The 25,496-nt window shown below is 60.1% G+C and carries 21 protein-coding genes and 8 pseudogenes; 17 read left to right on the forward strand and 12 right to left on the reverse strand.

The features are described 5' to 3' along the window. Window positions 1-227: 227 nt before the first annotated feature. Window positions 228-1,502 carry an IS256 family transposase gene (locus QA640_RS45795; protein WP_283043834.1) on the reverse strand — a complete coding sequence of 425 codons (1,275 nt, stop codon included), beginning with the start codon at window positions 1,500-1,502 and terminating at the stop codon, window positions 228-230. A 230-nt stretch (window positions 1,503-1,732) separates the two neighbouring features. Here QA640_RS45795 and QA640_RS45800 point away from each other — a divergent pair, with 230 nt between their 5' ends. The 3 genes from QA640_RS45800 to QA640_RS45810 all read left to right on the forward strand — a co-directional run bounded on the left by QA640_RS45800 (window position 1,733) and on the right by QA640_RS45810 (window position 4,272). Beyond that, window positions 1,733-2,023: a cupin domain-containing protein gene (locus QA640_RS45800; RefSeq protein WP_283043835.1), complete on the forward strand. Its 291-nt coding sequence runs from the start codon at window positions 1,733-1,735 to the stop codon at window positions 2,021-2,023. A gap of 115 nt (window positions 2,024-2,138) precedes the next feature. Further along, window positions 2,139-3,578 carry an IS1182 family transposase gene (locus tag QA640_RS45805; protein ID WP_283043836.1) on the forward strand — a complete coding sequence of 480 codons (1,440 nt, stop codon included), beginning with the start codon at window positions 2,139-2,141 and terminating at the stop codon, window positions 3,576-3,578. A 250-nt stretch (window positions 3,579-3,828) separates the two neighbouring features. Then, a complete protein-coding gene (locus tag QA640_RS45810) occupies window positions 3,829-4,272 on the forward strand; it encodes a hypothetical protein (protein WP_283043837.1) in 444 nt (147 codons plus the stop codon). A gap of 456 nt (window positions 4,273-4,728) precedes the next feature. Here QA640_RS45810 and tenA read toward each other — a convergent pair whose 3' ends face one another. After that, window positions 4,729-5,406 carry a thiaminase II gene (tenA, locus tag QA640_RS45815; protein WP_283043838.1) on the reverse strand — a complete coding sequence of 226 codons (678 nt, stop codon included), beginning with the start codon at window positions 5,404-5,406 and terminating at the stop codon, window positions 4,729-4,731. Between the two features lie 36 nt (window positions 5,407-5,442). Then, on the reverse strand, window positions 5,443-5,595 hold the full coding sequence (locus QA640_RS45820; RefSeq protein ID WP_283043839.1) for a hypothetical protein: 153 nt from the start codon (window positions 5,593-5,595) through the stop codon (window positions 5,443-5,445). Window positions 5,596-5,717: 122 nt separating this feature from the next. Here QA640_RS45820 and QA640_RS45825 point away from each other — a divergent pair, with 122 nt between their 5' ends. The 3 genes from QA640_RS45825 (at window position 5,718) to QA640_RS45835 (ending at window position 9,274) form a co-directional block, all read left to right on the forward strand. Then, entirely contained in the window at window positions 5,718-6,599 is an 882-nt protein-coding gene (locus tag QA640_RS45825; protein WP_283043840.1) for a phytanoyl-CoA dioxygenase family protein, read from the forward strand. Between the two features lie 489 nt (window positions 6,600-7,088). Next, on the forward strand, window positions 7,089-7,298 hold the full coding sequence (locus QA640_RS45830; RefSeq protein ID WP_283043841.1) for a VOC family protein: 210 nt from the start codon (window positions 7,089-7,091) through the stop codon (window positions 7,296-7,298). A gap of 701 nt (window positions 7,299-7,999) precedes the next feature. Further along, window positions 8,000-9,274, forward strand: coding sequence for an IS256 family transposase (locus QA640_RS45835; protein ID WP_283041364.1), 1,275 nt, complete (start codon window positions 8,000-8,002; stop codon window positions 9,272-9,274). 441 nt (window positions 9,275-9,715) lie between these two features. Here QA640_RS45835 and QA640_RS45840 read toward each other — a convergent pair whose 3' ends face one another. After that, on the reverse strand, window positions 9,716-10,105 hold the full coding sequence (locus QA640_RS45840; RefSeq protein ID WP_283043906.1) for a hypothetical protein: 390 nt from the start codon (window positions 10,103-10,105) through the stop codon (window positions 9,716-9,718). Between QA640_RS45840 and QA640_RS45845 the strand changes: the two are divergent. Both QA640_RS45845 and QA640_RS45850 read left to right on the forward strand, forming a co-directional pair. After that, window positions 10,049-10,919 (forward strand): annotated as a pseudogene (locus QA640_RS45845) (IS110 family transposase). The gene QA640_RS45840 and the pseudogene QA640_RS45845 sit on opposite strands and share 57 nt — an antisense overlap. A 411-nt stretch (window positions 10,920-11,330) precedes the next feature. Next, window positions 11,331-12,458 carry an IS630 family transposase gene (locus QA640_RS45850; protein ID WP_283043842.1) on the forward strand — a complete coding sequence of 376 codons (1,128 nt, stop codon included), beginning with the start codon at window positions 11,331-11,333 and terminating at the stop codon, window positions 12,456-12,458. A gap of 37 nt (window positions 12,459-12,495) precedes the next feature. Here QA640_RS45850 and QA640_RS48525 read toward each other — a convergent pair whose 3' ends face one another. The 3 genes from QA640_RS48525 to QA640_RS45860 form a co-directional block, all read right to left on the reverse strand. Beyond that, window positions 12,496-12,600, reverse strand: a complete 105-nt coding sequence (locus tag QA640_RS48525; RefSeq protein WP_349253786.1) for a hypothetical protein — start codon at window positions 12,598-12,600, stop codon at window positions 12,496-12,498. Beyond that, window positions 12,578-12,736, reverse strand: coding sequence for an NAD(P)-dependent oxidoreductase (locus QA640_RS45855; protein ID WP_283043843.1), 159 nt, complete (start codon window positions 12,734-12,736; stop codon window positions 12,578-12,580). The genes QA640_RS48525 and QA640_RS45855 overlap by 23 nt, the downstream gene beginning before the upstream one ends. Before the next feature lie 419 nt (window positions 12,737-13,155). Then, window positions 13,156-14,712 carry a hypothetical protein gene (locus tag QA640_RS45860; RefSeq protein ID WP_283043844.1) on the reverse strand — a complete coding sequence of 519 codons (1,557 nt, stop codon included), beginning with the start codon at window positions 14,710-14,712 and terminating at the stop codon, window positions 13,156-13,158. Window positions 14,713-14,951: 239 nt separating this feature from the next. On the opposite strand from QA640_RS45860, the gene QA640_RS45865 reads away from it, so the two are divergent. After that, window positions 14,952-16,226 carry an IS256 family transposase gene (locus QA640_RS45865; protein ID WP_283041378.1) on the forward strand — a complete coding sequence of 425 codons (1,275 nt, stop codon included), beginning with the start codon at window positions 14,952-14,954 and terminating at the stop codon, window positions 16,224-16,226. Between the two features lie 273 nt (window positions 16,227-16,499). On the opposite strand, the gene QA640_RS45870 is transcribed toward QA640_RS45865, so the two are convergent. Next, complete coding sequence (locus tag QA640_RS45870; RefSeq protein WP_283043845.1) at window positions 16,500-16,688, reverse strand: hypothetical protein; 189 nt, start codon at window positions 16,686-16,688, stop codon at window positions 16,500-16,502. A 485-nt stretch (window positions 16,689-17,173) separates the two neighbouring features. On the opposite strand from QA640_RS45870, the gene QA640_RS45875 reads away from it, so the two are divergent. Beyond that, window positions 17,174-17,335, forward strand: coding sequence for a hypothetical protein (locus QA640_RS45875; RefSeq protein ID WP_283043846.1), 162 nt, complete (start codon window positions 17,174-17,176; stop codon window positions 17,333-17,335). A 352-nt stretch (window positions 17,336-17,687) separates the two neighbouring features. Continuing rightward, window positions 17,688-17,948 (forward strand): annotated as a pseudogene (locus QA640_RS45880) (transposase); the annotation flags it as partial. Between the two features lie 2 nt (window positions 17,949-17,950). On the opposite strand, the gene QA640_RS45885 reads toward QA640_RS45880, so the two are convergent. After that, on the reverse strand, window positions 17,951-19,333 hold the full coding sequence (locus QA640_RS45885; RefSeq protein WP_283037969.1) for an IS110 family transposase: 1,383 nt from the start codon (window positions 19,331-19,333) through the stop codon (window positions 17,951-17,953). A 227-nt stretch (window positions 19,334-19,560) separates the two neighbouring features. Here QA640_RS45885 and QA640_RS45890 point away from each other — a divergent pair. From QA640_RS45890 to QA640_RS45915, 6 genes and pseudogenes are all read left to right on the forward strand, one after another. Then, window positions 19,561-19,977, forward strand: a pseudogene (locus tag QA640_RS45890) (IS3 family transposase); the annotation flags it as partial. 661 nt (window positions 19,978-20,638) lie between these two features. Beyond that, the gene (gene ltrA / locus QA640_RS45895; protein WP_283037730.1) at window positions 20,639-22,168 is read left to right on the forward strand and encodes a group II intron reverse transcriptase/maturase; all 1,530 of its coding nucleotides are present in this window, start codon (window positions 20,639-20,641) and stop codon (window positions 22,166-22,168) included. Between the two features lie 58 nt (window positions 22,169-22,226). Beyond that, window positions 22,227-22,772, forward strand: a pseudogene (locus tag QA640_RS45900) (DDE-type integrase/transposase/recombinase); the annotation flags it as partial. A gap of 169 nt (window positions 22,773-22,941) precedes the next feature. Continuing rightward, window positions 22,942-23,151, forward strand: a pseudogene (locus QA640_RS45905) (SOS response-associated peptidase); the annotation flags it as partial. A 336-nt stretch (window positions 23,152-23,487) separates the two neighbouring features. After that, a pseudogene (locus tag QA640_RS45910) lies at window positions 23,488-23,795 on the forward strand (SOS response-associated peptidase family protein); the annotation flags it as partial. Between the two features lie 53 nt (window positions 23,796-23,848). Beyond that, window positions 23,849-24,136 (forward strand): annotated as a pseudogene (locus QA640_RS45915) (TIM barrel protein); the annotation flags it as partial. A 16-nt stretch (window positions 24,137-24,152) separates the two neighbouring features. On the opposite strand, the gene QA640_RS45920 reads toward QA640_RS45915, so the two are convergent. The 3 genes and pseudogenes from QA640_RS45920 to QA640_RS45925 all read right to left on the reverse strand — a co-directional run. After that, window positions 24,153-24,416, reverse strand: a complete 264-nt coding sequence (locus QA640_RS45920) for a Spy/CpxP family protein refolding chaperone (protein WP_283043847.1) — start codon at window positions 24,414-24,416, stop codon at window positions 24,153-24,155. Next, window positions 24,319-24,636: a Spy/CpxP family protein refolding chaperone gene (locus QA640_RS48530; protein ID WP_349253787.1), complete on the reverse strand. Its 318-nt coding sequence runs from the start codon at window positions 24,634-24,636 to the stop codon at window positions 24,319-24,321. Before QA640_RS48530 ends, QA640_RS45920 begins: the two co-directional genes overlap by 98 nt. 31 nt (window positions 24,637-24,667) lie before the next feature. After that, a pseudogene (locus QA640_RS45925) lies at window positions 24,668-25,348 on the reverse strand (hypothetical protein); the annotation flags it as partial. Window positions 25,349-25,496 lie beyond the last annotated feature (148 nt).

Raw genomic sequence — 25,496 nt, forward strand, 5'->3', positions numbered from 1 at the left:
AAACTTGGGTTCAAGCAAGTTCGTTACGGGCAGGGACACTGAAAAGCACGTGAGCAATTTCTCACGCTGAAGAACTAGTGAAATTTTTCGGGCGTAACTTTGCCAGTCGAGGCGTCCCGAATGCCGCCCCTTCGACGCAACATTATTGATTGCGGTGTAAGACGCAACATTAGGGGATGTCCCGATCGCTGTTGAACTAAGTCGGGCCGACGTTGCCGGAATGAATGTTACGCGGCCCTCGTGACGTGGGCAACGGGGTTGATCGTCATGCGATTGTGGCGAGCTTGAAGGGCCGCACGCAAAACCGACAATTGCTTATGCGCCTTCAATCGTCGGAAGCCCTTGTTGGCCTCGATCATGCCGGCCGCGACCCATCGCAAGGCCATACCGGCATCCCGCCAGCGTTTGACGTTGCGCGTGACGCGGCGAATGGTGCCCATCATGTTCTCGGCGATGTTGGTACAAGCGAGCGATCGACGAAGCTCCTTCGGCAGCTTCAACCGGACGACAGTCAGGATTTCGTCGAGGCCTTCGAGGATGCTGGCCGCTACGCCGGGCCATTGCTGGTCGAGTCGACGCGCGAGATTGCGGATCAATTTTTCAGCCTTGTCGGCGTCATCGAGCTCCCAGGCCTGGCGCAGCACCCGACGGGTGGCCGCATGATGCTCTTTCGGCAGGCGTTCCATGATGTTGCGCGCCTTGTGGATCTGGCAGCGCTGGATCGCAGCGGCCGAACCGAAGGTGCGGCGGATCGCCTTCGACAACGCCTTCGCGCCGTCGGCGATGAACAGTCTTGGCACCGTCGGGTCGAGCCCGCGCGAGACCAGGTTGTCCAGCAGGGCCTGAACCGTTGCGGCGTTCTCGGTCGCCCCTTCCACCAGCGCCAGCGGATGCTTGTTGCCTTCGCCGTCAACCCCGATCGCGGCCACCAGCACGAGATCGTCGCCGAGATGCAGCCCGTCGATTTGGACCACCAGAAGGTCGAGCGCGGACAGATCGGCAGCCATGAAGTCGGCCAGCCGCGCCGCCGACAGCGCGACGAACCTCCGCGAGGCCGCCGACTTCGAAACCCCCGATCCGGGCGGTGCCGGCACGTCACCCTCGGGCAGCCGGACAGCGCGGCCGAACCGGCGCGTCGACACATTGATCAGCATCAGGTTCATCGCCCAGCGACCGAGCCAATCCTCCTGCGCCGCCGTTTCCCAGCTCGGGATCGTGACCTCGCGGCCGTCCACGCCCCGGACCCGCGGGCGCTCGACCTCGATCTTGCCGCCGTGGAAGCCGATCCGGCCCCGCGTTCGGCCCCAACGGTGCGCCTGCCGCCCCGCATCGCGACCGTGGCGCGGCCCGCAGGCCGCCGTGACATCCGCCTCCATCATCGTGCCGAGCGCCTCGATCCCTGCCGCAAGGCAGAACCGATCGAAGCTCGCCCGCACTTCTGCAAACGCTTCGTCCACAGCCCCGGTCGCCGGCCAACCAGCCGGTGTGATATCTCTCGTCATGGCGTTGCTCTCCTTTGTGGAATCAGCACCCCGAGCCTACCGGCTCAAGGTGGGCAACGCCGACCTCTTCACAAAATGCGAAGAACTCAACGTGAGCAAATCCAGTCTGCTATGCTCCGTTGAACGGACCTGAATGGGGCGCTACGTGGGCTTGTAGGTAATTCGGCTCTGGAAAGGCGTGCGAATATCGATGACAATCCAGCCAGGCAATCTATTCGCGGATGTGGCGGATGTTTCGGCCGCCAGAGGCGTTCAGCGAAATCCTCGCGCAGCCTGGCTTGAAGATCGAGCGCATTATATCGCAGGGGCAAACTAGTCCGCCGGGCTTCTGGTATGATCAGGCGCGGAACGAGTGGGTGATCGTGCTGAAAGGGCGCGCCACATTGCAGTTCGAACGCGAGCTTGCCGCGCGATCGCTGGGCGTGGGGGATTACGTCTTCATCCCTGCAAGGAAACGCCATCGCGTCGAGTGGACGGAGCCACAACAGCCAACGGTCTGGCTCGCCGTCCATTTCGAGTGAGCGCTTATCGCAATCGGATCTCGCCGGCCAACTGCGAGAATGTCGAGATTGACCCTGGCTGCGTGAAAACAACGAGTCAGATAGAGATCGTCTCTGGGTTTTTCGGAGACGGTCGATGCGACGGTTCATTGAAGGCGCGGATCGCAATCAATCGACGTTGTTGCCGGAATGCCTCGATGATTGGGTCGGTGAGAGCAATCCTGTTCGCGTTGTCGATGCGTTTGTCGAAGCACTTGATCTTGACGAGATGGGTTTTGAGGACATCGAACCGTCGGCGACCGGGCGACCCGGCTATCATCCAGCGGTGCTGCTCAAGCTGTACATCTACGGCTATCTCAACCGCATCCAGTCGAGCCGCCGGCTGGAGCGGGAGGCACGACGCAATCTCGAGGTGATCTGGCTGTTACAACGGCTTTCGCCCGACGACAAGACGATCGCCGACTTTCGTCGCGACAACGGCCTCGGTATCAGGAAGGTGTGCGCGAAGTTCGTTGAGCTTTGCCGGCGGATGGGATTGCTGACGCAGGCGAGCGTCGCCATCGACGGATCGAAGTTCAAGGCGGTCAACACGCGTGACAAGAACTTCACAAAGGGCAAGGTCGAGCGCCGTCGCCAGCAACTGGAGGAGAGCGTCTCGCGTTATCTCGCACAGCTCGACACGGCAGATCTGCAGGAGCCATCTGAGACTCTCGCCGCGAAGACGGCGCATCTGAAGGAAAAGCTCACCAAGCTCAAGAGCGAGATGCACAAGCTCGAAGCCTACGAAGAGGCGATGCTGGCATCACCAGATCAACAGATCTCGCTGACCAATCCCGACAGTCGGTCCATGGCAACGAGTGGCCGTGGCTCGGGCGTCGTTGGCTACAATGTGCAGGTTGCCGTAGATACCGAGCATCACCTCATCATCGCGCACGAAGTAACGAATAGCGGCTCGGATCGCGCTCAACTGGCAAACATGGGCAAACAGGCCAAGGCCGTGCTCGGCGTCGACAAGCTCGAGGCGGTGGCCGATCGCGGCTATTACACAGGCGAGGAGATCAAGGCTTGCGCCGACGCTGATATCCTTGTGACTCTACCGAAGCCAAACACGACCGGCATGGAGGCGAAGGGCAAGTTTGGAAAGCACGACTTCGCCTATCTGGCCAAACAGGATGTGTATCGCTGCCCGGCTGGCGAGTTGCTGGCATATTGGCTCACAACAGTGGATGGCGAACGCACCATTCGGCGCTACGTCACGAAAGCTTGTGGGAGTTGCCTACTGAAGGCGCGCTGCACCACGGCCAAAAACCGCGTCATCTCTCGTTGGGAGCATGAGCACGTCATGGAGGATGCCCAGAGGCGGCTCGACGCTGATCCTCAGGCGATGCGTCGCCGTCGCGAGACGGTCGAGCATCCGTTCGGCACGCTGAAGATGCGCATGGGCGCGGCGCACTTCTTGACGAAGCGCTTGCCGAAAGTCGCCACTGAGATGGCGCTGCACGTGCTCGCCTACAATCTCACGCGCGTGATGAACATCATGGGTGCTGGTGCGCTGATCGCGGCGATTCAGGCATGAGGCAGGAGCGCTGTCGCGCGCGTGCCGCCAACCTCATCATCGATCACAGCGGCTCGGGCAAGCCATCGGGCTGGCTTCCGGCGCCTCGCCGGAAATTATGCCATTTCGGCGTCAATCCGGAACCCCATGGGGCTGTTCAAAGCGGCGCCCCCCGCATTGAAACGTTTTCACGCGGCCAAGACCCACAACAGACCTCGCCGCCTTGGACGATGACGCGATGAATAACTCGGATAGCAAGGAGCGAGTTGCCATGAGCATGAAATACGCCAGCGGCATCATCATCGCGCTTAGTGTCGATGTGTCCGCCACGATACTGATCAGATCACGCCCGGCTCTCGCCGATGTGAAACGGCTCGCGGAGATTCCGAAGTCTTTCTGGGGCGCATGGGCGCCAAACGCCGATGCCTGTGCCAACGCGGAAGATCACTCGATCATCACTCTGTCAGGCAAATCCTACACAAGCTCGCAGACTTCATGCAGTGTTATCAATGTGAGCGAAACGCCCGGCACAAACAGGCCAACTTATTCTGCTCGTTTGCGGTGCGTCTGGCGAGGGCAGACCCAACCCACATCCTCGAATTTGATCCTTCGCTCAGACGATTCGAATCGTATTTCCATCGGTTCTGAGTTCATGACTCTCAACGTGTATCAGAAGTGCTCCGCAAAGGGGCCGGTCACGAACGGCCCTCGGTAGTCATGTCCATGGGAGACCACGATGGCCTTACTCCATCAGCTCTCTTCACGCCTAACGAATCGATCCTGATTGGTCTTAAAGCTTTGAAAATGTTACAAAGCCCGACGCTGAGATGGGTTTGATTGGCGGGTTCTCGGCGTAATGCATTAGCAGTTACTGCCAAGGCGATGGAGGCCACTGTGAAGATCGATCACGCGTTGGCCATCGCGGGCAGGGCCAGGATCAGGCGGCGTATTGCGACACCGAGTGACAACACCGCGCAAGTAGCTTCGTCATCTGAGCGGCCGGTCGCGATGCGCGGGGCCGTTACCTCAAAGGCTGGGCAGGTGGCCCTGGTCGTGCACCGCGTGATGCCCTGCGGGAGTTATATGTCGACGACCTCTTTCATGTTTGGAAGACGCATGGTCGGGGTTTTTGGTCTCGGCACAAGGACATCAAAGTGACGCCCACTTTGCCCTAGTGAACGGACGTCGTACCAGCGCGCCAGCCCATTTCCCAAAAATCGGCTTCGAGCCGGGTGGCCTCCTTGAAGATCACGATCAGCTCTGCCTCACGGGCCGGCGTGGCATAGAGATCGACAAGACCGTCGAGATGCGCCAGCGCTTTCGCCGCGACCTCCTGGTATGGTGCACCGGCATACTCGGCGATCCAAACGCGATAGGGGTTTGTTGCAGCGTGCGCATCGGGTCGCGAGGCGAGCCGCGTCGCGATCTCTGCGTAGCCGATCACGCAGGGGGCAAGCGCCACCTTGAGTGCCAGCAGATCACCGCGCATTCCCGCGTCGAGCACGTAGCGTGTATAGGCCAGCATCTCGACCGCCGGAGGGGTTTGTTCAAGATCGCTGGGCGACAGGCCCCAGCCGGCGCAGAGCTTCATATGCAGGTTCATCTCGATGTCGAGAATGGCCGAGAGGCCGGCAGCCGCTTCGCGCATGTCAGTCAGCTTTAGCGACTTATAGACGGCGAGCGCGTAGGCGCGAGCGAACTCGATGAGGAACAGGTAGTCCTGAACTAGGTAGTGACGAAACGCCGCTTCGGCGAGTGAACCGTCTGCCAACCCGTTCGTGAAGGGATGCTCGGTGTAGGCCCGCCACTCGGCGGATGCAGCTTCCTTTAGCCGCTCGAAGAAACTCATGATCTTTCTCACTAAGTGTCTTAGGCTCGCTACCGGTCATAAGCAGACATCTGGTCCATTTTCGATTTCGACAGCCACCACGTCGATGCCGTCGAACGACGATCCGCTGGTGAGTCCTATTACCTTGACCATATTGACCGCCAATCCCGCGAGCACATTCTTACTCGGCCGACCACCTGTAACAGCCATTTGCTTGCCTCGATACGCGATCGTTGTTAGCGTGACCAGCCTTCATTTTTCGAGCCTGGCACGGACGCAAGAGCGACGCCAGTACATTGGGAAACGCTGTCACGCTCTGGAAGGATAACAATATGTATACCAAGCAAGCGCTTCATGATCTCGGGGTCACCGCCACGGACTTCACCGATGCGCAGCGCCGCTCCCTCGATGACGACGGGTTTTTCATTGTGGAAGGAGTCTTCACGCCGCAACAATGTGCAGCGATGGCGGAGGAATTCGACCGCCTGCACGCGATGGAGGGAGATAAGGGCGGCCACGAAGTCCATATCGAGCCGGGAGCGCCGCGGGTTTCGAACATATTCAACAAAACATCCACTTACGACCCTTGCCTTGCAATCAAGCCGATGCTTGCCGCATCGGCCCACCTCCTTGGCGAATTCAAGTTGCACGGAGCCAACCTCCGCAATCCGGCCAAGGGCAAGGGGCACCAGGATCTCCATACCGATGTTCCCAAAAAGTTCGGCGACGACTGGTGGGTCTCGAACGGCATAATCACCTTCGATGACATGACATTGGATAATGGCCCGACGCGCGTGGTGCCGGGCTCTCACAAGTGGCAGCCGATCAACGTGCCTGCGGTGAACCGCGCGGATTGGGACTCGGCGCCCCTGACCAGCGAGGAAAGGGCTCGCGTACCAAAGGATCTCGCAGCCCCTCACCCCCGTGAGATCAAGGTGACCGCCCCTAAGGGCTCGATCATCATCATCAATTCCTCGCTTTGGCACGCGGGCACGGTGAACACGAGCGGCAAGAACAGGCGCGTTCTGCATCTGAGTTATACGCGGCGCGATCTCCCCCAGCAGCTGGTGCAGCGCCAATACCTCACAGAAGCTTTGTACAAGCGCATGTCGCCGGCACAGCCCTTCCTCATGGATATCGAGCCGCTTGCAGTCGGGGCCGCTATGATGAAGTCCGCGGGCGCCGGGCATAAGAGTGCGGGCTGGTGGGCCTGAGGCGCTGATCGTTTGGGGATGGCGGCGGATCCTGGCGACTTCCGCCTCGGACGTTACGCTGAGGCGCGTGACGCGGCGGCTCGTCTGCTTGAGGTCGATCCCACATTTACAATCTCTTCGTGGATTGCGCGGGGTGGACAATCAAACGCGAACCTGCAAAGCGGCATGGTGCGCGAATAGACGTTGGATCACAAGTCTAGTAGTTCGAGTGACAACGATCGCAGCGCTTGCAAGTGCGCCAGGCCAGGCAGGAACGCTGCTTCCGTAAAAAGATGTGAGGACTCGGATAGTTGGCTGAAAGAGCGACTTTGGAAAGCGTTGGGTAAAGGGTGATCTTGATGCCTTGCAAAGAGCAGGCGTCTCTATTGTGTAGGTGGTCGCACAGGCTTCGGTATTCATGCCCCGGCTGCTGAATATGTTGGACAACGATTTCGTCAAGGCTCGGTCGGATTGAATCATCACTGCTTTCGCGCTCGTGAGCGTGCCGACGTGGATGAGGCCTATAACTTCCTAATCAAGATGGGTGCGCACATTGTGCACCCACCGCGCGAAGACAGCTTTGCGCCTGGCTACTACTCGGTGCTTTTCGAGGATCCCGACGGCACCAGGTTGGAGCTCAATCACATATCCGGAAAGGGGCTGCTCGCGCCGGGAATACAGATTGGTGGCGGATACGCCGATCGCACCCAGAATGGCTGAGGGTCGAGTACAGAACCAATCATTTCCCGCCGTTTGTTGCGGTGACGGCATGCGTCACCGCAGAAGCGCGGTTACAATCTACACGCTCGGTGCGCCCGACCGGCCGCTGTTTGAGCGCCTCAACCTTGTCGCTCCGGCTAACATCCGCCGGCCGATCCGGTCACCATGGGAGGGCTTCGGCATCCCGCTGGCTGCTATCGGCCCGGTCCTTGGCAACGAGTTCTCGGCGAACTGGCTCGCGTACGCCATGAGCCGCGCCGACGGTGGCCCTTTGCTTGATTCGCCAAAGGCTGGGGCCCTGTCTGCGGCAGATGGGCTTTTCGCCAGTACGACATCGGTTTGGCGACGGGCGCCTCACCATGGTGCGACCGGTCGCGGTTGGGCGGCCGAGCCGCGGGCGGCCTCGTTCGTCTCACAGAAGACATTCGGCAATTCGAGAAGCGACGGCCAGGCGGATCCCATGATCATCAGCGTCAAGGTGTAACCATGACCCACGTCCTAGAACGACACAGATATCACGCCGACATAACGGGCGAGCGGCCAAACTATCGCGCGCATCTACATCACCGAGCGTCAACCCTATCCGGTATGCGACCTTCAGCGGGGATGTCCCGGGTTCTGTTGAATTTCTGAAGAGGTCGGCGTTGCCCACCTTGAGCCGGTAGGCTCGGGGTGCTGATTCCACAAAGGAGAGCAACGCCATGACGAGAGATATCACACCGGCTGGTTGGCCGGCGACCGGGGCTGTGGACGAAGCGTTTGCAGAAGTGCGGGCGAGCTTCGATCGGTTCTGCCTTGCGGCAGGGATCGAGGCGCTCGGCACGATGATGGAGGCGGATGTCACGGCGGCCTGCGGGCCGCGCCACGGTCGCGACGCGGCGCGGCGGGCGCACCGTTGGGGCCGAACGCGGGGACGGATCGGCTTCCACGGCGGCAAGATCGAGGTCGAGCGCCCGCGGGTCCGGGGCGTGGACGGCCGCGAGGTCACGATCCCGAGCTGGGAAACGGCGGCGGAGGAGGACTGGCTCGGTCGCTGGGCGATGAACCTGATGCTGATCAATGTGTCGACGCGCCGGTTCGGCCGCGCTGTCCGGCTGCCCGAGGGTGACGTGCCGGCACCGCCCGGATCGGGGGTTTCGAAGTCGGCGGCCTCGCGGAGGTTCGTAGCGCTGTCGGCGGCGCGGCTGGCCGACTTCATGGCTGCCGATCTGTCCGCGCTCGACCTTCTGGTGGTCCAAATCGACGGGCTGCATCTCGGCGACGATCTCGTGCTGGTGGCCGCGATCGGGGTTGACGGCGAAGGCAACAAGCATCCGCTGGCGCTGGTGGAAGGGGCGACCGAGAACGCCGCAACGGTTCAGGCCCTGCTGGACAACCTGGTCTCGCGCGGGCTCGACCCGACGGTGCCAAGACTGTTCATCGCCGACGGCGCGAAGGCGTTGTCGAAGGCGATCCGCCGCACCTTCGGTTCGGCCGCTGCGATCCAGCGCTGCCAGATCCACAAGGCGCGCAACATCATGGAACGCCTGCCGAAAGAGCATCATGCGGCCACCCGTCGGGTGCTGCGCCAGGCCTGGGAGCTCGATGACGCCGACAAGGCTGAAAAATTGATCCGCAATCTCGCGCGTCGACTCGACCAGCAATGGCCCGGCGTAGCGGCCAGCATCCTCGAAGGCCTCGACGAAATCCTGACTGTCGTCCGGTTGAAGCTGCCGAAGGAGCTTCGTCGATCGCTCGCTTGTACCAACATCGCCGAGAACATGATGGGCACCATTCGCCGCGTCACGCGCAACATCAAACGCTGGCGGGATGCCGGCATGGCCTTGCGATGGGTCGCGGCCGGCATGATCGAGGCCAACAAGGGCTTCCGACGATTGAAGGCGCATAAGCAATTGTCGGTTTTGCGTGCGGCCCTTCAAGCTCGCCACAATCGCATGACGATCAACCCCGTTGCCCACGTCACGAGGGCCGCGTAACATTCATTCCGGCAACGTCGGCCCGACGTAGTTCAACAGCGATCGGGACATCCCCCCTTCAGCGCCGCTTTCTCTTTTCCGCCTGGGAGCTGGAGGAGGCCCTGGAGCAGTTCGAGCGCTGCTGCATGAAGTGTGAGCCCCCTTGAGAGCTGGTGTACACCTCCAGGAGCCAGGACGGGCTGCCGTGCCTATCTCTGAAGCAAACTCCATTCGGAGAGTTTCGGGTGCAGCAAGACTCGGATGGAGAGTGGATCGCGCTTCGCGATGGTGCGCCCCTTCTTGAGTTTGGCCGACTTGCGACGTTCCCGTCTTGCGGGGCGGCGCAGGCAGCCGCGGACGAATGCGGGCGGCCGCGTTGGGGGAGCTGCATGGAGGGTGGCTTCCACTGGGGATAGGACCCGGAGGAAGATTACGAAGGTGACGAGGACGAACCCCTAGACCTCAAGGTCGCCCGCTTGCTCCAAGTGCAGAATTAGTGCCCGGGACCACAGAAGCGGACAACAACCTGCCGACAATCCCTGATGAAACCGTCGAAAATGATGTGGTGGACGACGCCCGCTCCCGGCATCGAATGTGCCAAAGGGTGATCGTTGAACCACGAATCACCGGAGGGGGGTCGTCCACATGCAGGTTAGCACCATCGGCGTTGATCTCGCCAAGAACGTGTTCCAAGTGCACGGCGTGGATAGTGCGGGCAAGGTCGTCATCATTCGTCAGTTGCGGCGCAAGCAGGTCATTGACTTCTTTAGCAAGATTTCCCCTTGCCTGGTCGGCTTGGAAGCCTGCGGAACCGCGCATCATTGGGCGCGTGAAGTCTCCAAGCTCGGTCACACCGTCCGTCTCCGCCGAGCTACGTAAAGGGCTATGTCAAACGGTCGAAGCGGCCGACGCAGCCGCCATCTGTGAGGCCGTGACACGCCCATCAATGCGGTTCGTGCCGATCAAGTCGGCCGATCAGCAAGCCTTGCTGATGTTGCATCGAACGCGGGATCTTTTAATCCGTCAGCGCACGCAGCTGATCAATGCGCTCCGAGCCCACCTTGCCGAGTTCGGCCTCGTTGCGGAGACGGGACGCGAAGGTCTCGCGCAGCTTGCCGAGATCATCACGGACGAGAGTAATCGCGAAGCTCTTCCGTCTGCGATGAAGCAGGCGCTGCAGGCCATTGTCGATCAACTCGCTGCGCTGGAATTGCAGATCGGGGCTCTGGATCGCGCCATTCACGCCCATCATCGTGCCAATGATATGAGCTGCCGCATCGAGACCGTGCCGGGCATAGGCGTGATCGCGGCCACGGCCATCGCTTCTACTGTCACAGACCCGAGTAACTTCAAATCCGGTCGGGATTTTGCAGCATGGATCGGATTTGTGCCGCGGCAGCACTCGACCGGGGGCAAGGAGCGGCTCGGAGGCATCTCCAAGCAGGGAGATCGCTACCTTCGACGGTTGCTCGTGATCGGTGCAACATCCGTTGTTCAACACGCTCGGCGGCATCCGCAAAAGCATCCCTGGATCATAAGGCTGCTGGCCAGGAAGCCGGCCAAGCTCGTCGCCGTTGCCGTTGCCAACAAGATGGCGCGCATCGCCTGGGCAATCATGGCCAAGGGAGGATACCATCGCGCGCCGGAGCTTGCTGCAGCCACCTGAAGGGGCTTGGCAATGGGAGCGTGAGGCGACGGCGGAGCAGGACAATCGAATTGCGAGGGTGATGATGGTGTGATGCGAAACGGTCGAGCCGTCGATCGGGACAACCCGCTTCTGGGTCATGGGCATTAAAGCCCGTGAAAATGATTGGGACCTGATCCGCGGACTACATCAGGGCCAGCGGTCATGGTGCCGCGCAAACAGGCCGGACACATGACTTGCACCCGACCGCCAGCCGAACGTCAGATTCTTCTTGCAACGTGGGCGTCGTCCACACATGGACCCTTAGACGACCTCTATCGAAAATCTTCCGCTTTTGCATCAATAGCGTCCATGCTCCCGCTCAGCCTGGACCGCCTTGTCATCGTTTTGCGGGCTCGGCTTCCTCTTGTGATTTAGATGGGGAGCGTGTCAATGAGAGCCGATCGAACAGTTGAAAGAAATTACCTTCGCCAATGGCGCATGCTCATTGAGCAATATGAGGCTGTGAAGACAGGAAGGTCCGCAGCATTCAGCAACGTGCGCGACTTCTACGAGTGCCATGGGACCTGCTCGCAGACCTTCCGGAAGTACTATAACCGCTATCGGACGAGCGGGCTGACAAGTGATCTGTTCCCGCAACGACGTGGCCCGAAGCACCGGGTGAAGTCAGAAGCCGAAGCCACCCAAGCAAAAGAGGCGGTGTTCAGAATACTGCATTCTCCGCCATCCGATTTTGGCTTCATTCGAGCAACATGGAAGCGTACCGACCTCCAGCAAGCCCTGAAAACGATAGGCGTCATGCTGAGCAACCGGGACATTCAATCCATCATTCAGGAGGCAGGATATCGATGGATGAAAGCCAAGCAGGTCCTAACAAGCAGAGACCCCGAGTATTGCACTAAGCTTGCTAGCGTGAAGTCCATTCTTCAAGGCTTGAGGGAGGATGAGGGGTTCTTCTCGATTGATGAATTTGGGCCAGTCGCGGACTTGAAGCGCGGTGGACGCAAGCTCGTAGCTCCGGGCGAGAGCGCGACCGTGCCTCAGTGGCAAAAATCGAAGGGAGTTGTGATCATCACCGCTGCCCTCGAGCTTTCCACTAATCAAGTTACCCATTTTTATTCAGGCAAGAAGAACACCGCAGAAATAATCAAGCTGCTGGACTTGCTGCTCGCTCGAAATCGTCACTTGTCGCGGCTGTATCTATCGTGGGATGCGGCTTCCTGGCATATGTCCAAGCAACTCGCGCACCGGATCGCATCTAACAATGTGATGGCGGAGGTGACGGGTTCTACTCGGGTCGAGACCGCACCGCTGCCCGCGGGCGCGCAATTCTTGAACGTCGTCGAAGCAGTTTTCAGCGGAATGGCGCGTGCCATTCTTCACAATAGCGACTACTCATCTGTGGGAGAAGCGAAGGGGGCGATCGACCGGTACTTCACACAGCGGAATGAGTATTTTCGCGAGCATCCAAGGCGGGCGGGGAACAAGATTTGGGGTAACGAGCGGGGAACGACAGCCTTTTCGGACAGCAGTAACCATAAGGACCCCAGATACAGATAGATAACGGCCCCAAAGCCAAACTGCGGCCCACTTAGCACTAAAAGCTGACATTGATAGAAGGTCGCCTTCTGGCCAGTTTGATAGCCGCCGCAAAGAGTTGATCATTTTCCAGAGCATCATTAAGCGCATCGAAATCGAGCACGTGCCCACGCCCTGTATTGACGAACAATGGCGCCCTTCGGCAAGGCGGCCAGCTCCTTCGCTCCGATTAAGCCGCGCGTTTCCGGAGTTAGCTCGGGTACCAACACAAGGAATTGGCATTCCGGAAGCAATCGCATGAAGGTCTTTCACAATTTGCGCATCAACTAGGCGAACAACTCTCGGGTTGACGTATGGATCGTATGCAAGGACGCGGCAATTGAGCCCATATTTCAGCTTCCGAGCGATGATGTAGCCGAGCCCAACTATGCCTACAGTTTTTCCCTCTAGCTCGCTGATCTGAAGACCGGAGCGATTGCTCCAAGCCGAGCCGTCCCGCACACCTCGATCGCCCCACACGAGTTGTTTGGCCGAAGCCAACATCATCATGATCGTATGCTCGGAGACAGGCACTCGGCCGAACCCCCGATGATTGACAACGAGCCCTGAAGGTCTTTCGCGGGCATGGCCCAATGGGCTGCGCAGACAGCCAACACACGACTCGCCTTTTTGTCGTCGTTAAGTGCTGACTAAGCGGCCACCGGCGAGCCAGTGCGAGTCACACCAGTACGTGGTCGACCGACGTGCCCCAGCTCGAATAAATGAAAGACTTCCCATTATCGAACTCATTGGAAATATAGAATCCATTGGCATGCGCGGGATCGAAGGTTGCAGTCGAGTAATCGCCCCAGCGAGCGACAGGGTCGCGCCCCGGATCGATATAGGCCGCCACGCTGTCATGATAGTCGATTGGCGTGGCGAGACTTGGCATCGTACTCGACGTCGCGCCCCCGGCCCCCTTCCAAAAAGTGAAATAATCGGCAGGGTACATATGTGAACCGCTCACGTTGAAATTGAAAAGGACGTCTCCGTTGGCATCGACCGCCACCGATCCGTTGAACGTCGCCGCTCCGGCCGTTGCCCCTGTTGTTGGCAGAAGGCTATTCAGATTGCCACTGTGCAGGACGGTTGGAGCGGTCGTTCCTCCCGAGGCATTGAAGGTCGTCATATCGAGTTGCACCCACTCGACCGACGGAGTCGCAGGTGTATTGTGCGGCTGTCCTTCGAACACGACGTACAGCTTTTGATTGACCGAATCGTAGGCAGCACTGGTGATTCTGCCGTCGCCGGCATCCAGCTTGTATTTCGTGCCGTATTGACTGACGGAATAACTGCCGTTGCCGAAATCGATGTTGTCGAGAGAGACCGTGACCGGGCTAGTGCTCGCTCCGTTGAGCGACTCGAATATGCTCAGGCTGTTATGCGTATTGGAGACCAAATATTCCCCGTAATACGTCCCCCCGCCGACGATTTCCGCCGTTTGGTAGGATGGCGCCGCGTAGTTCTTCGTGCTGAGAACGGCGGATGAGCTGCCGCTGTACAAGCCGTCGTCCAAAATCGTGACGGCAGTACCCTGAAATGTCCCCGACGAGGAGGGCGTGAACTGGTTGGTCGAGATGTAGATGTTGTGTCCGTCCACGGCGACCAGTGGTTGGTCCGACCAAGTCGTCAGACCATTCAAGGTGTACGTGGTTGAAACCGCCTCGAACAGCCAATTGGCCGACGAGAGCGATGTGGTCGTCAAATCAGATTTCGAGACGGCCAGGAGGACGTAGCTGCTGTTCAGAGTGTTGCTCACCTCATCGACAGCGACCACGAATTGGTGATGGGTGGCATCGTAGAGCACCCTGGGGTCGGTGAGGAAGTATCCCGAACTCAGCACGGGGCTGAAGAACGTGTTCAGAGATTCCGTTTGCGCGGCGGTGCCCTGCAAAGTCGCGAACTGGATCGCGTCGTTCTCGGCCGTAATGACGATGTACGCTCCTGCTGCGAGAGCGTTGTCCGGTGGATAGTACCCGCCGCTCTGCGCGAAGGTTATACCGTCCCAATGATAGTCGACATCGGTGATCGACGATGTACTGTTGACAAGGTGGCTTGTGGGCGACGTCGACGTCGTCGTGGCGTGAACCTGAAGCGTTACCTGAGATGGGACGTCCGGGTCTGGGAAGAAATTAAAACTATCGATCGACGAGCTGGAATCAAAAAACAGATCACCCAATCCAAGCTTATGGTCGCCGCCAAAGAGTGGATCACTTCCCTCAAAGTGCTTTCTCATTCCGTCACCTCACAGCTGGGGCAAGGGCGCAATCGAAGAACGCGCCCAATCCGGGAATCAAAAATTGAAATGCCAATTCCATACGACAGTCTGCGCTAACCAAAGTGTAAGGAAAAGGCCCATGCGTTGCGCCAAAGCGGGGGGATGTCCCGGGTTCTGTTGAATTTCTGAAGATGTCGGCGTTGCCCACCTTGAGCCGGTAGGCTCGGGGTGCTGATTCCACAAAGGAGAGCAACGCCATGACGAGAGATATCACACCGGCTGGTTCGCCGGCGACCGGGGCTGTGGACGAAGCGTTTGCAGAAGTGCGGGCGAGCTTCGATCGGTTCTGCCTTGCGGCAGGGATCGAGGCGCTCGGCACGATGATGGAGGCGGATGTCACGGCGGCCTGCGGGCCGCGCCACGGTCGCGATGCGGGGCGGCAGGCGCACCGTTGGGGCCGAACGCGGGGCCGGATCGGCTTCCACGGCGGCAAGATCGAGGTCGAGCGCCCGCGGGTCCGGGGCGTGGACGGCCGCGAGGTCACGATCCCGAGCTGGGAAACGGCGGCGCAGGAGGATTGGCTCGGTCGCTGGGCGATGAACCTGATGCTGATCAATGTGTCGACGCGCCGGTTCGGCCGCGCTGTCCGGCTGCCCGAGGGTGACGTGCCGGCACCGCCCGGATCGGGGGTTTCGAAGTCGGCGGCCTCGCGGAGGTTCGTCGCGCTGTCGGCGGCGCGGCTGGCCGACTTCATGGCTGCCGATCTGTCCGCGCTCGACCTTCTGGTGGTCCAAATCGACGGGCTGCATCTCGGCGACGATCTCGTGCTGGTGGCCGCGATCGGGGTTGACGGCGAAGGCAACAAGCATCCGCTGGCGCTGGTGGAAGGGGCGACCGAGAACGCCGCAACGGTTCAGGCCCTGCTGGACAACCTGGTCTCGCGCGGGCTCGACCCGACGGTGCCAAGACTGTTCATCGCCGACGGCGCGAAGGCGTTGTCGAAGGCGATCCGCCGCACCTTCGGTTCGGCCGCTGCGATCCAGCGCTGCCAGATCCACAAGGCGCGCAACATCATGGAACGCCTGCCGAAAGAGCATCATGCGGCCACCCGTCGGGTGCTGCGCCAGGCCTGGGAGCTCGATGACGCCGACAAGGCTGAAAAATTGATCCGCAATCTCGCGCGTCGACTCGACCAGCAATGGCCCGGCGTAGCGGCCAGCATCCTTGAAGGCCTCGATGAAATCCTGATTGTCGTCCGGCTGAAGCTGCCGAAGGAGCTTCGTCGATCGCTCGCCTGTACCAACATCGCCGAGAACATGATGGGCACCATTCGCCGCGTCGCTCGCAACGTCAAACGCTGGCGGGATGCTGGTATGGCCTTGCGCTGGGTCGCGGCCGGCATGATCGAGGCCAACAAGGGCTTCCGACGATTGAAGGCGTATAAGCAATTGTCGGTTCTGCGTGCGGCCCTTCAAGCTCACCACGATCGCATGACGATCAAGCCCGTTGCCCACGTCACGAGGGCCGCGTAACATTCATTCCGGCAACGTCGGCCCGGCGTAGTTCAACAGCGATCGGGACATCCCCCAAAGCGGCTACGGTAAACGGTTTGTTGCAACGAACCAGCGCGCTAGCGTCTCGTCGGCGATAGCATTCACCCTATGTCGGAGGGTTAGCGGTAGTAGAGTAGCTGCATCCACGCTTCACCGGCGGTGCCGCTTGCCGGCTTCAACAGTCTCATCCTATTTCCCTTGCCGCTCCTTCGATCATGTCATTTTGCGGCTCATCGCGCCGGTCGCGCGTCATCATTTCAGTCTGCGGACGAACGTGATGTAGCGCGGCGGGGCGACGCTGAAGCTTGCACCGCAATGCGTGCATGTGAGGATCTGCGCCGCCCCGCCACGCGCCCCCGATTGCAGATGATGTTGACAGTCGGGGCAGCGGTCCATGCGCAGGCTGTTGATCAGCATCTCGGCCTCGCGGTCGGACAACATCCGGCCGTTCTCTACCACGATCATTTTCTTCCAAATCTCGATGGGCCGCGACGTGACGACCCCTCCAAGGACGACTAGCCGCGACCCATCTTCGCGGTCTCATCGGCCACACGAATCCCCAGTCCACGATCTGCTCCGGCGCGACGCTGCAAGCCGTCAGGGCCGGCAACCAGCAAGCTGGTCGCAAGAATGATTAAACCCGGCGGCTAGGCGGGGGCGAACGGCCCCGGCGCACCTTTTGGGTGTTACCAGGGCCGTTGGCGATCCCCCCGCTGGGGCCAGCCCAAAGGACCGCGGCGCGGCGGTAGCACGCGGTCCCAGCGACGGTCTTGTGATTGGCGGCCAACAATTTGGGATATGGTGCCAATTGGCGAGAGCCGAAGTATCGGACTTTAAAGCCGCAAGCCGCGGACGAATTGCAGCATCCATCGCCAGAGTATCCAGCGGATGTTAGAGTTCAATCGTTGCAAGGGAGGCACCATGCAATGACAGTACGTTTCGAGCATCTCATTGACGACGACTTGCTCCTTCTGTGGCACCAAGCCACTAAAGAGGCGGAAGAAGACATCGAAGACGACGGAGTCTTAGTCGCAGCCATCGAACGCGAGCTTATTAGTCGCGGACTCGCCGACTGCACGCGCAATTGACGTTGCAAAGAAGCCCGCATCGCGCACACCGCAACACGGACTGCCCTCCCGGACCAATGTCTGCACTCGGCGGAAGCGGACGTGCGGCCCCAAGAGGACTTCGACGCCGAGTCCTGTTGCCGTTGATCTACATCAAGGTCAAACGACTTCTGGCACTCAAGTTCGGTTCAGCCGCACTTGAGGCGGTCTAGTCACGTTCGCAACGTGCGATGAGGAGGATGACCATGCATCAGCGAAAGGGTCTCTCGACCAAATCAGTGACAGTAGAGCTGGCTCCGGAATTCTGGACGGGGCGATAAGTGGAGTTTCTGCCTGACGGCGGGCAAGATTGTCCCGCGAATCAGGAGAGACGATGAGCAGACGAACCCGTCGGCATCACGCACCGGCATTCAAGGCGAAGGTGGCGTTAGCCGCGATCAAGGGTGAGATGACGCTGGCCCAGCTGGCTGAGCATTTCGACGTGCACCCGAACCAGATCACGCAGTGGAAGTCACAGCTTCAGGAAGCGGCGGCCGAGGTATTTGGTCCTGGCGGTGGCAACAGAACGAGCGAGCCCGCGGTGGACGTGAAAACGCTGCACGCCAAGATCGGGGAGCTCACGCTGGAGAACGATTCCTAAGAAACGGCATCGCCGACGTTCGGCTCCAAGGGCTGGAGAACGAAGCCGAATGCCTTGGCACGCCGATGCAAATTGTTGACCACTCGCGTCCGGTAGCGCGTCTCGTAGGACGAGGCCCCGGGATCGACATAGTCCATTCCGTATCGCACAGCATTGTAGAACAGAACTGCGATCTTGCGGGCCGTGGCGGTCACTGCCTTGGCCTTACCGATGCGCGATGAAAGTCGCCTGTAAAAGGCGCCGAGCGCAGTATCGGTGCGTCCGACGGTGACGGCAGCAAGGCGCAGAAGCGCCGCCGCCCGGCCGCCGGATCGGCGCGTTCGGGACGAGAGCCTTTTGCCGCCGGAGACCTTGTTGCTCGGCGCCAGTCCTAGCCAGGAGGTAAAATGCTTTGCACTTGGCCACGAGGAGAGGTCGTCACCGCATTCAGCGATCAGCTTCAGCGAGAGGTAAGAACCGAGGCCGTCGATCGTGGTGATGTCTTTTCCCAGCAACGCGAACAGCGCCTCGCGGACGTCGAAAGCTAGAGCGTTCGCCTGATCGGTTCGATTCCGACGCAGTGAGGCCGGCGGTGCTGGTCCATGGCCACGTCCGCGATGGTTGCTCAGTTCCTTCAACACGGCTTCGATCCGGGCGTCGCAGGCAGATGCCTTCTCGTGGTAGGTGTCGTAAAGCGCAAGTGCCTGCTCGAGCGCAAACAGATGCTCGGCTCGGTAGCTCCCGGTGAGCGCCTTCGCAATCGTCTCGGCACTGGCGTGGCAACTGTAGTGGCGCAAGCACGCCAGCGCCTCGGGATCGCGCTCGCCGGCAAGGATCGCGCGTATGATACGCAGGCCGGTCGCGCCGGTGATGTCGGCGACGACGTGGTGGAGCTGAAGATTCATCTCCGTCAAGGCCTTCTGCATATGCTGGATGTGTGAGGCCGCGTACTCCAGCAGACGCTCGCGCTGACGCACGTAGGCTCGCAGTTCGGCAATCTGCCCTTTGGGCTGAAAGCTGGCCCGCAGCAACCCGAATGAATGGAGCCGCTGCAGCCATTGCGCATCGCTGACATCGGTCTTACGCCCCGGCACGTGCTTGGCATCGCGCGCGTTGACAAGAAACACGGTAAATCCCCGGGCATCGAGAAGCTCGAAAATCGGAATCCAGTAGACGCTGGTCGATTCCATGACGACGGTCTCGACGCCGCATTCCGTAAACCAGTCGACCAGCCGATGCAGATCGGCCGTGAAGGTACCGAAACTGTGGACTGGCTCCGGTGCGCGATCTGCCCTAACGGCCGCCATATGCATGGTGGCGCCAACGTCGATGGCAGCCGCGTTCGGGTGCACCATCGGCATCTTACCGCCGTCCTTCGACTTCGATCTTTTGGGATTCATCTGTAGCTCCTCCTGACTCCGGCGGAAGGGCTGGGCTGCGCAATTCATTCAAATTCCTAAACGGGATCGCCGAGATGGCGTCACCACTCTCAAGTGCGCAACAGCCCATGGACCAGGTTTTTTGACGGGGTCACGTGCCACCAAAATCGTATCGGCCGCTCCCTTCCGGCCGCAGTCTAGCGGTTACCCGTTTCTATCCCACAGGGGGCGCGCAGCGCCCCGCTCAGTTTTTTAGAAGGCGCGCTCAGCAAAGCCGGCCTGCTGAGCGCAAAGCGATGATCGACCGTGAGCACGACCTGCCGATCACGAAACAGGCGGAAGTTTTGAAGATCAGCCGTGGCAGTGTCTATTATCTGCCGCGTCCAGTGCCTTCCGCCGACCTCGCGATCATGCGACGGCTCGACCGGCTGCATCTGGAGTTTCCTTTCGCCGGTTCGCGAATGTTGCGAGACCTGTTGGCTGCCGAGGGGTGCAAGATCGGCCGCCGGCATATTAAAACGCTGATGCGGCGGATGGGGATAGAGGCGCTCTACCGCCGGCCGCGTACCACCAAGCCCGAGCCTGGACACAAGATCTATCCGTATCTGCTGCGCGGGATGGAGATCACACGCCCGAACCAGGTCTGGGCGATGGACATCACCTACAGTGCGCCTCGCCCCACAGTTGGGGTAGCGTATGACTGGAATGCAAAAGAGAAAGGAGGATTGGGAGAAAACAAAATGACTTGTCCCCTGCTGTGAGGGGACATGAGCCCAAGCGGCGGTGACCTGTCGTCAACTGGCAGGGTGACGTAGCCCGCAGGTAAAGGGGATTGAGGCGAAGCCGTTAAGCCGAGATGGTCCCCGAGGCTGAAGTATTGGAAGGTTGAGGAACACGAACCGGTTTACCCGCATCTAAGGGCTGAAATGTCGCCTCCGTCTACACGGCTTAACAGGTGGAATGCTGATGATGTCGCCGGACAGATATGACGGCCGGCATCCGAACGCGAGCCCAGATGTAAGGACGCTCGCGAGTAGTCATGGGGAGAACGCAGCCAGACCATGGCATCGGCATCGACTTGCGGAAAGCAAGGGAAAAGACTGCGACCGGCAGCCTCACCAATACGATGACGTCCAGTATATGAACGAGGGAAGGCATGATGGAATGCCAACGATGCTTTGCGTCGCAAGGGAGTTGACCCTGATGTCCACCATGCTGGCGGAGTTCCCGTAGTAGTCCGCGGCAGGGAAAGCCTGCCACATGGCGAAGGGGAGCAGTTCAAACTGCTTGGATTGCAAACTATCTGACCGAACGAGGTGAAGACCTTTGATAATCAGTGAAATGCAGCACAAGCTCGCGACATGGGCCGAGAGCGACCCGAACCGAAGGTTCGATCGCCTCCTTCGGCTGATTGCCAACCGGGAATGGCTTGCCGAGGCCGCTCGGATTGTTCTGGCGTCAAGTGGCGCACGAACACCGGGCATCGACGGAATAGATAAGCAACGACTGCAGGTCAGACTGGATCAGCATCTGGATGACCTGCGGAAAAGCCTGCTGGACGAGAGTTATCGCCCCCAGCCGGTGAAGCGAATCTATATCCCGAAAACCAACGGCAAGCTACGCCCACTGGGTATTCCGACTCTGACGGATCGCATCGTCCAACGAGCCATGCTCATGGCCATGGAGCCAATCTGGGAAAGCGACTTCCATCGCCTATCCTATGGCTTCCGGCCTGAACGGAGCGTGCACCATGCCGTCCGCACCGTGAAGATACAGCTTCAGGATGGAGCCGATACGACGAGGGGCCGCTGGATCATCGAAGGTGATCTGGCAAGCTACTTCGACACGGTCCATCACCGGCTGCTTATCAGATGTGTGCGGCGACGAGTGCAGGATGGGCGATTTGTTGATCTTCTCTGGCGGTTCCTGAAGGCAGGTCACATTGACCGTGACCTGTTTAAAGCCTCCAGCGAGGGTGTTCCGCAAGGTGGCGTGCTGTCACCGCTCTTGTCCAACATCATGCTCCATGAGTTCGATGCGTGGCTGGAGGCGAAATACCTGAGCGACAAGGCCCGCAAGGACCGCTGGGCATGGAACTTCGGCATCAAGCTGGGCCGCCCTATTACGGTTCGAGAGAACCGGCAATGGAAGCCGGCGGTTGCTTACTGCCGATACGCTGACGACTTTGTCGTGATCGTAAAAGGGACCAAAGCTCAAGCAGAGGAAATCCGCGAGGAATGCCGCGCCTTTCTGGAAGGCAAGCTGAAATTGATGCTGAATATGGAGAAAACCCATATCACCCACGTCAATGACGGCTTCGTCTTTCTGGGGCACAGGATCATTCGCAAACGAGGGTCGCACGGGCGCATGTCCGTCGTCACAACGATACCCAAGGAAAAGGCGAAGGGGTTTGTTCGCAGGCTCACTGAAACCCTCTCCGGCAATCATAGTGTCAGCACGGTCGACATGATCGCCGGCCTGAACCGCCAACTGGCGGGATGGGCAGCGTTCTACAAGTTCACCGACTTCACCGCGTACGTATTCCGGCGCATCGACCATGTCGTGTTCTGGAAAATGGCGCATTGGCTGGGGCACAAATACCGATCTCGCATCAAACCTTTGATGCGGAAATGGTACCGAACCCCGGAACCGGGCAAGGCGAAAACCTGGCTCGTGTTTGGTCGGAATGAACGCGGCGGGACCGACGGAAAAGCACTTTACCGGCTTGTCTCAAGCCCGAAGGCGCAGTTCCGGTGGCGCAATCCGGAGGAAAATCCATACATCCTCCGAAAGGAAGCCCGCAGCACTGTCACCTCGCACTATCATGATGTTGCTATGGCCATGGGCCAAGCTTGAACAGAGAGCCGTATGCGCTGAAAGGTGCACGTACGGTTCGGGGAGGAGAAGCGCGCTCGCGCTTCTTACTCCACTGCCCATCGGCCGCGGCTTTCTTTATCTCGTCGCCATCATCGACTGGGCGAGCCGTGCGGTTCTGGCGTGGCGGTTGTCGAACACGATGGACGTCTCGTTCTGCGTGGCGGCTCTGGACGAGGCGCTGGCGAAGTATGGCACGCCGGAGATCTTCAACACCGACCAGGGCAGCCAATTCACCAGTGCGGCCTTCACCGGCGCGTTGGCGGGCGCAGGGATCAAGATCTCCATGGATGGCCGCGGTCGTTGGATGGACAACGTCTTCATCGAGCGGCTGTGGCGGTCGCTCAAGCATGAGGACATTTATCTCAAGGGCTATGCCGACGGCCGCGAGGCCAAGGCAGGGGTCGCGAGCTGGATCGCCTTCTACAACGATCGTCGCCTTCATCAGGCGCACGGCTATCGCACGCCAATGGCGGTCTGGCGCGAACGGATGCAGGCCGCGAAGGCTGTGGACATGGTGGACAACGCTGACGCGTTGACCACATGCCCACAGCAACAGCAGCAGACAGAATCTCTGGCAGCGTGATAGAAAGGATCAGGAGCGGTCAGTTTCCAACTAACAAACCGGTTCAAGCGGTCCCGCTCCGCGGGTCCATTTCAAAGGGATTGACTAGGTCGAGTGTGTCGGCGGTTTCTTATGTGCAATCTACAGCATCACCACCTACCAAGCCGCCACCCTCGCGCTCTTCCGCGTGGTGAACCGCTACGTCGGCAACTTGCAGCCGATGCCCGGCGTCTTCCCTGACTATCCGGCTCCCGTGATCCGCAACAAGGAGGCCGGGACGGAGATGACGCTCATGCGCTGGGGGATGGCACCGCCGCCGCGCACGGGCGGGCCGTCAGTCACCAATATACGCAGCTCTCCGCTTGGAGTATTGTGGCTGAGGCCGGAGAACCGATGCTTGGCCGGCCTAATTTTCGACTCGCCTCCGCGTGACATTTTCATCCGGGGATGTTTGTATCCATCTCATAATTAAACCAAAGGAGTATTGAAGTGATTAAGTTGATTTTGACCGCTGCTCTGGCTTTAGGTGTCGGCGTAACCGTTGCGCAAGCGCAGCAAGGCACCGGAGGAGGCACACCGAACCCCCAAAAGCTTGAGAAATGCAGAACGCTTGCTAGGGAGCGCGGGTTTACTAATAGTGGAGGTGGGAGAAATACAGGTATTGGGATGCGAGATTTCGTGCGGGCGTGCATGCAGGGCAAGCAAAGCTAAGCCGCCGATCGGAATGCCGCCAGCGCACAGCTTCGCCGAGTACGCGCCCGAGCCGAACCCTGAGATCAAGAAAAAGTATGTCGTCTGGTTCGCGCTCAACGAGGACCGGCCGCTTACGGCGTTCTCGGGCATTTGGACTGAATTCAAAGGCGAGCGCGGCACGAAGTCCAAGCCGGCCCCGGTCCGCATCTCGTTTACAGTTTCCTGACGACTACGCCGAATGCGGTGGTTGAGCCGATCCATCCCAAGGCGATGCCGGTGATCCTCACGACTGACGAGGAGCGCGACGTTTGGATGCGTGCCCCCAAGGTCGCGTCACGTTGGCCATCTTAGGCAGAAAGCGCTGCTCATGGCAGGGGCTTTCCAGTCGCGACAGGCTAGTGATGGATCCGGAGCTGATGGCCCAGATCGCGCGCGCGGGCCAAGACCGCCTGCTGGCGTTCCATGTCTGCGACTGGCTGGTGCCGACGAAGGACATCCTCAACGACCGCGGCATGATGGGCGACGGCGTCATCGACATCAAATCGGTGCGCGCTGCGGTCGAGGCCCAAGGCTATGCTGGCTATTCCGAGATCGAGATCTTCTCCAACGACTGGTGGGAGAAGCCTATGGACGAAGTGCTGCACACCTGCATCGACCGGCACCGGAGCGTGGTTTCTAGGATCATTGCTTAGGCAACGCTGGTGGCGATCACTGGCTTGCGGTCCGGGGCGTCGTGTTGAAGCGGGCCTTCTGCTCGCTGCTGAGCGTCGCATAGAATTCGTCCAATGCGGGCTGCACCCAACTGGCCGCCTCCAGCATGGCTTCGAGTCGCCTCTGCATGGCTTCCAGCCGTCCGACTGGTGTCAACGGCACTTCATTCGGGCAGGTAGCTTGCAGTCCATGAACCGCCTGTTTGGTCGCGTCGCCCAGGCGTTCGAGCGCTTCCTTTTGTTTGCCAGCCGGGTTTACCACTGCATCGATCCGTTCGATCGGCAGCTGCGTCAGGCTTGATTTCGGATCGCCGCAGCTCTCGGGCTGAGCATTCGGGCTGCTGTTGCGAAGGCTCGCCGATATTGGGACCGAGCGCGTTGAAACGTGCCTGCTGCTCGTCGCTGAGCGAACCATAGAACTTCTCGAGCGCCGGCCGCACGATCTTCACCGCCTCGAGCGTGGCGCTGACGCGGTTCGTCATCGGGTGGCGTCAGCGCATAGGTATCGGTGCACGACTCCTTGAGCACATCGGCAGCCTTCGCCGCCGCGGCCTTCAATTCGTCGAGCAAAGCGCGCTGCTCCGGCGTCGGCCGGACCGCCTGCGCGATCTCGGCGAGCGGCCAGGCGGTGACGCCCTTGTCCGGATCGCCGCACAATTGCCGCATCTCGTGCTGCTCTTCTTGCGCTTGATGATGCTCGTGGCCTTTCTGCTCGCGGCCATGCTGTTCTAGCGCTTCAGTCTCGTGCTGCTCTTCTTGCGCTTGGTGATGCTTGCCGCCTTTCTGCTCGTGCTGTCCTAGCGCTTCATGATACTCGCGCCCCTTCTGCTGCTGCATCTCGTGCTGTCCTTCTTGCGCTCGATGATGCTCGCGGCCCTTTTGAGAATGCATCCCGTGTTTTGCCGAATGAACGGAAGGCACGCCCGATATCGAACTTGGCGAATGCCCCGGAGTCACGCCCGATATCGAACTCGCGGGGCCGACAGTACCCACACCCGTACCAACTCCGCTAACCCCAGCAGCTCCGCTAACCCCGGCAGCTTCGCCCACCCCGCCAACTCCGCCGACCCCGGCAGCTCCGCCGACCCCGGCAGCTCCGCCCACCCCGCCAACTCCGCCAATTCCACGGATGAGATGGACAAGCGATTTTTTATGACCGCCGCGATGACGATTGCGGAAATCGCGTACGTCCATTCTTTTGTTCGGCCGCGCCGCGGGCCATTCTTCCGTCCCGGCCACCGATCTCGCAGCCGCCGCGCGCAGGGTCGGTCAAGGCTGGCCGCGTTTGCGGCCACCGCACGGTTTGGCCTTGACCGGCCCGAGCACGGCGGCATGCTGGCGT

The sequence above is a fragment of the Bradyrhizobium sp. CB82 genome, assembly GCF_029714405.1.
Classification (GTDB): domain Bacteria; phylum Pseudomonadota; class Alphaproteobacteria; order Rhizobiales; family Xanthobacteraceae; genus Bradyrhizobium.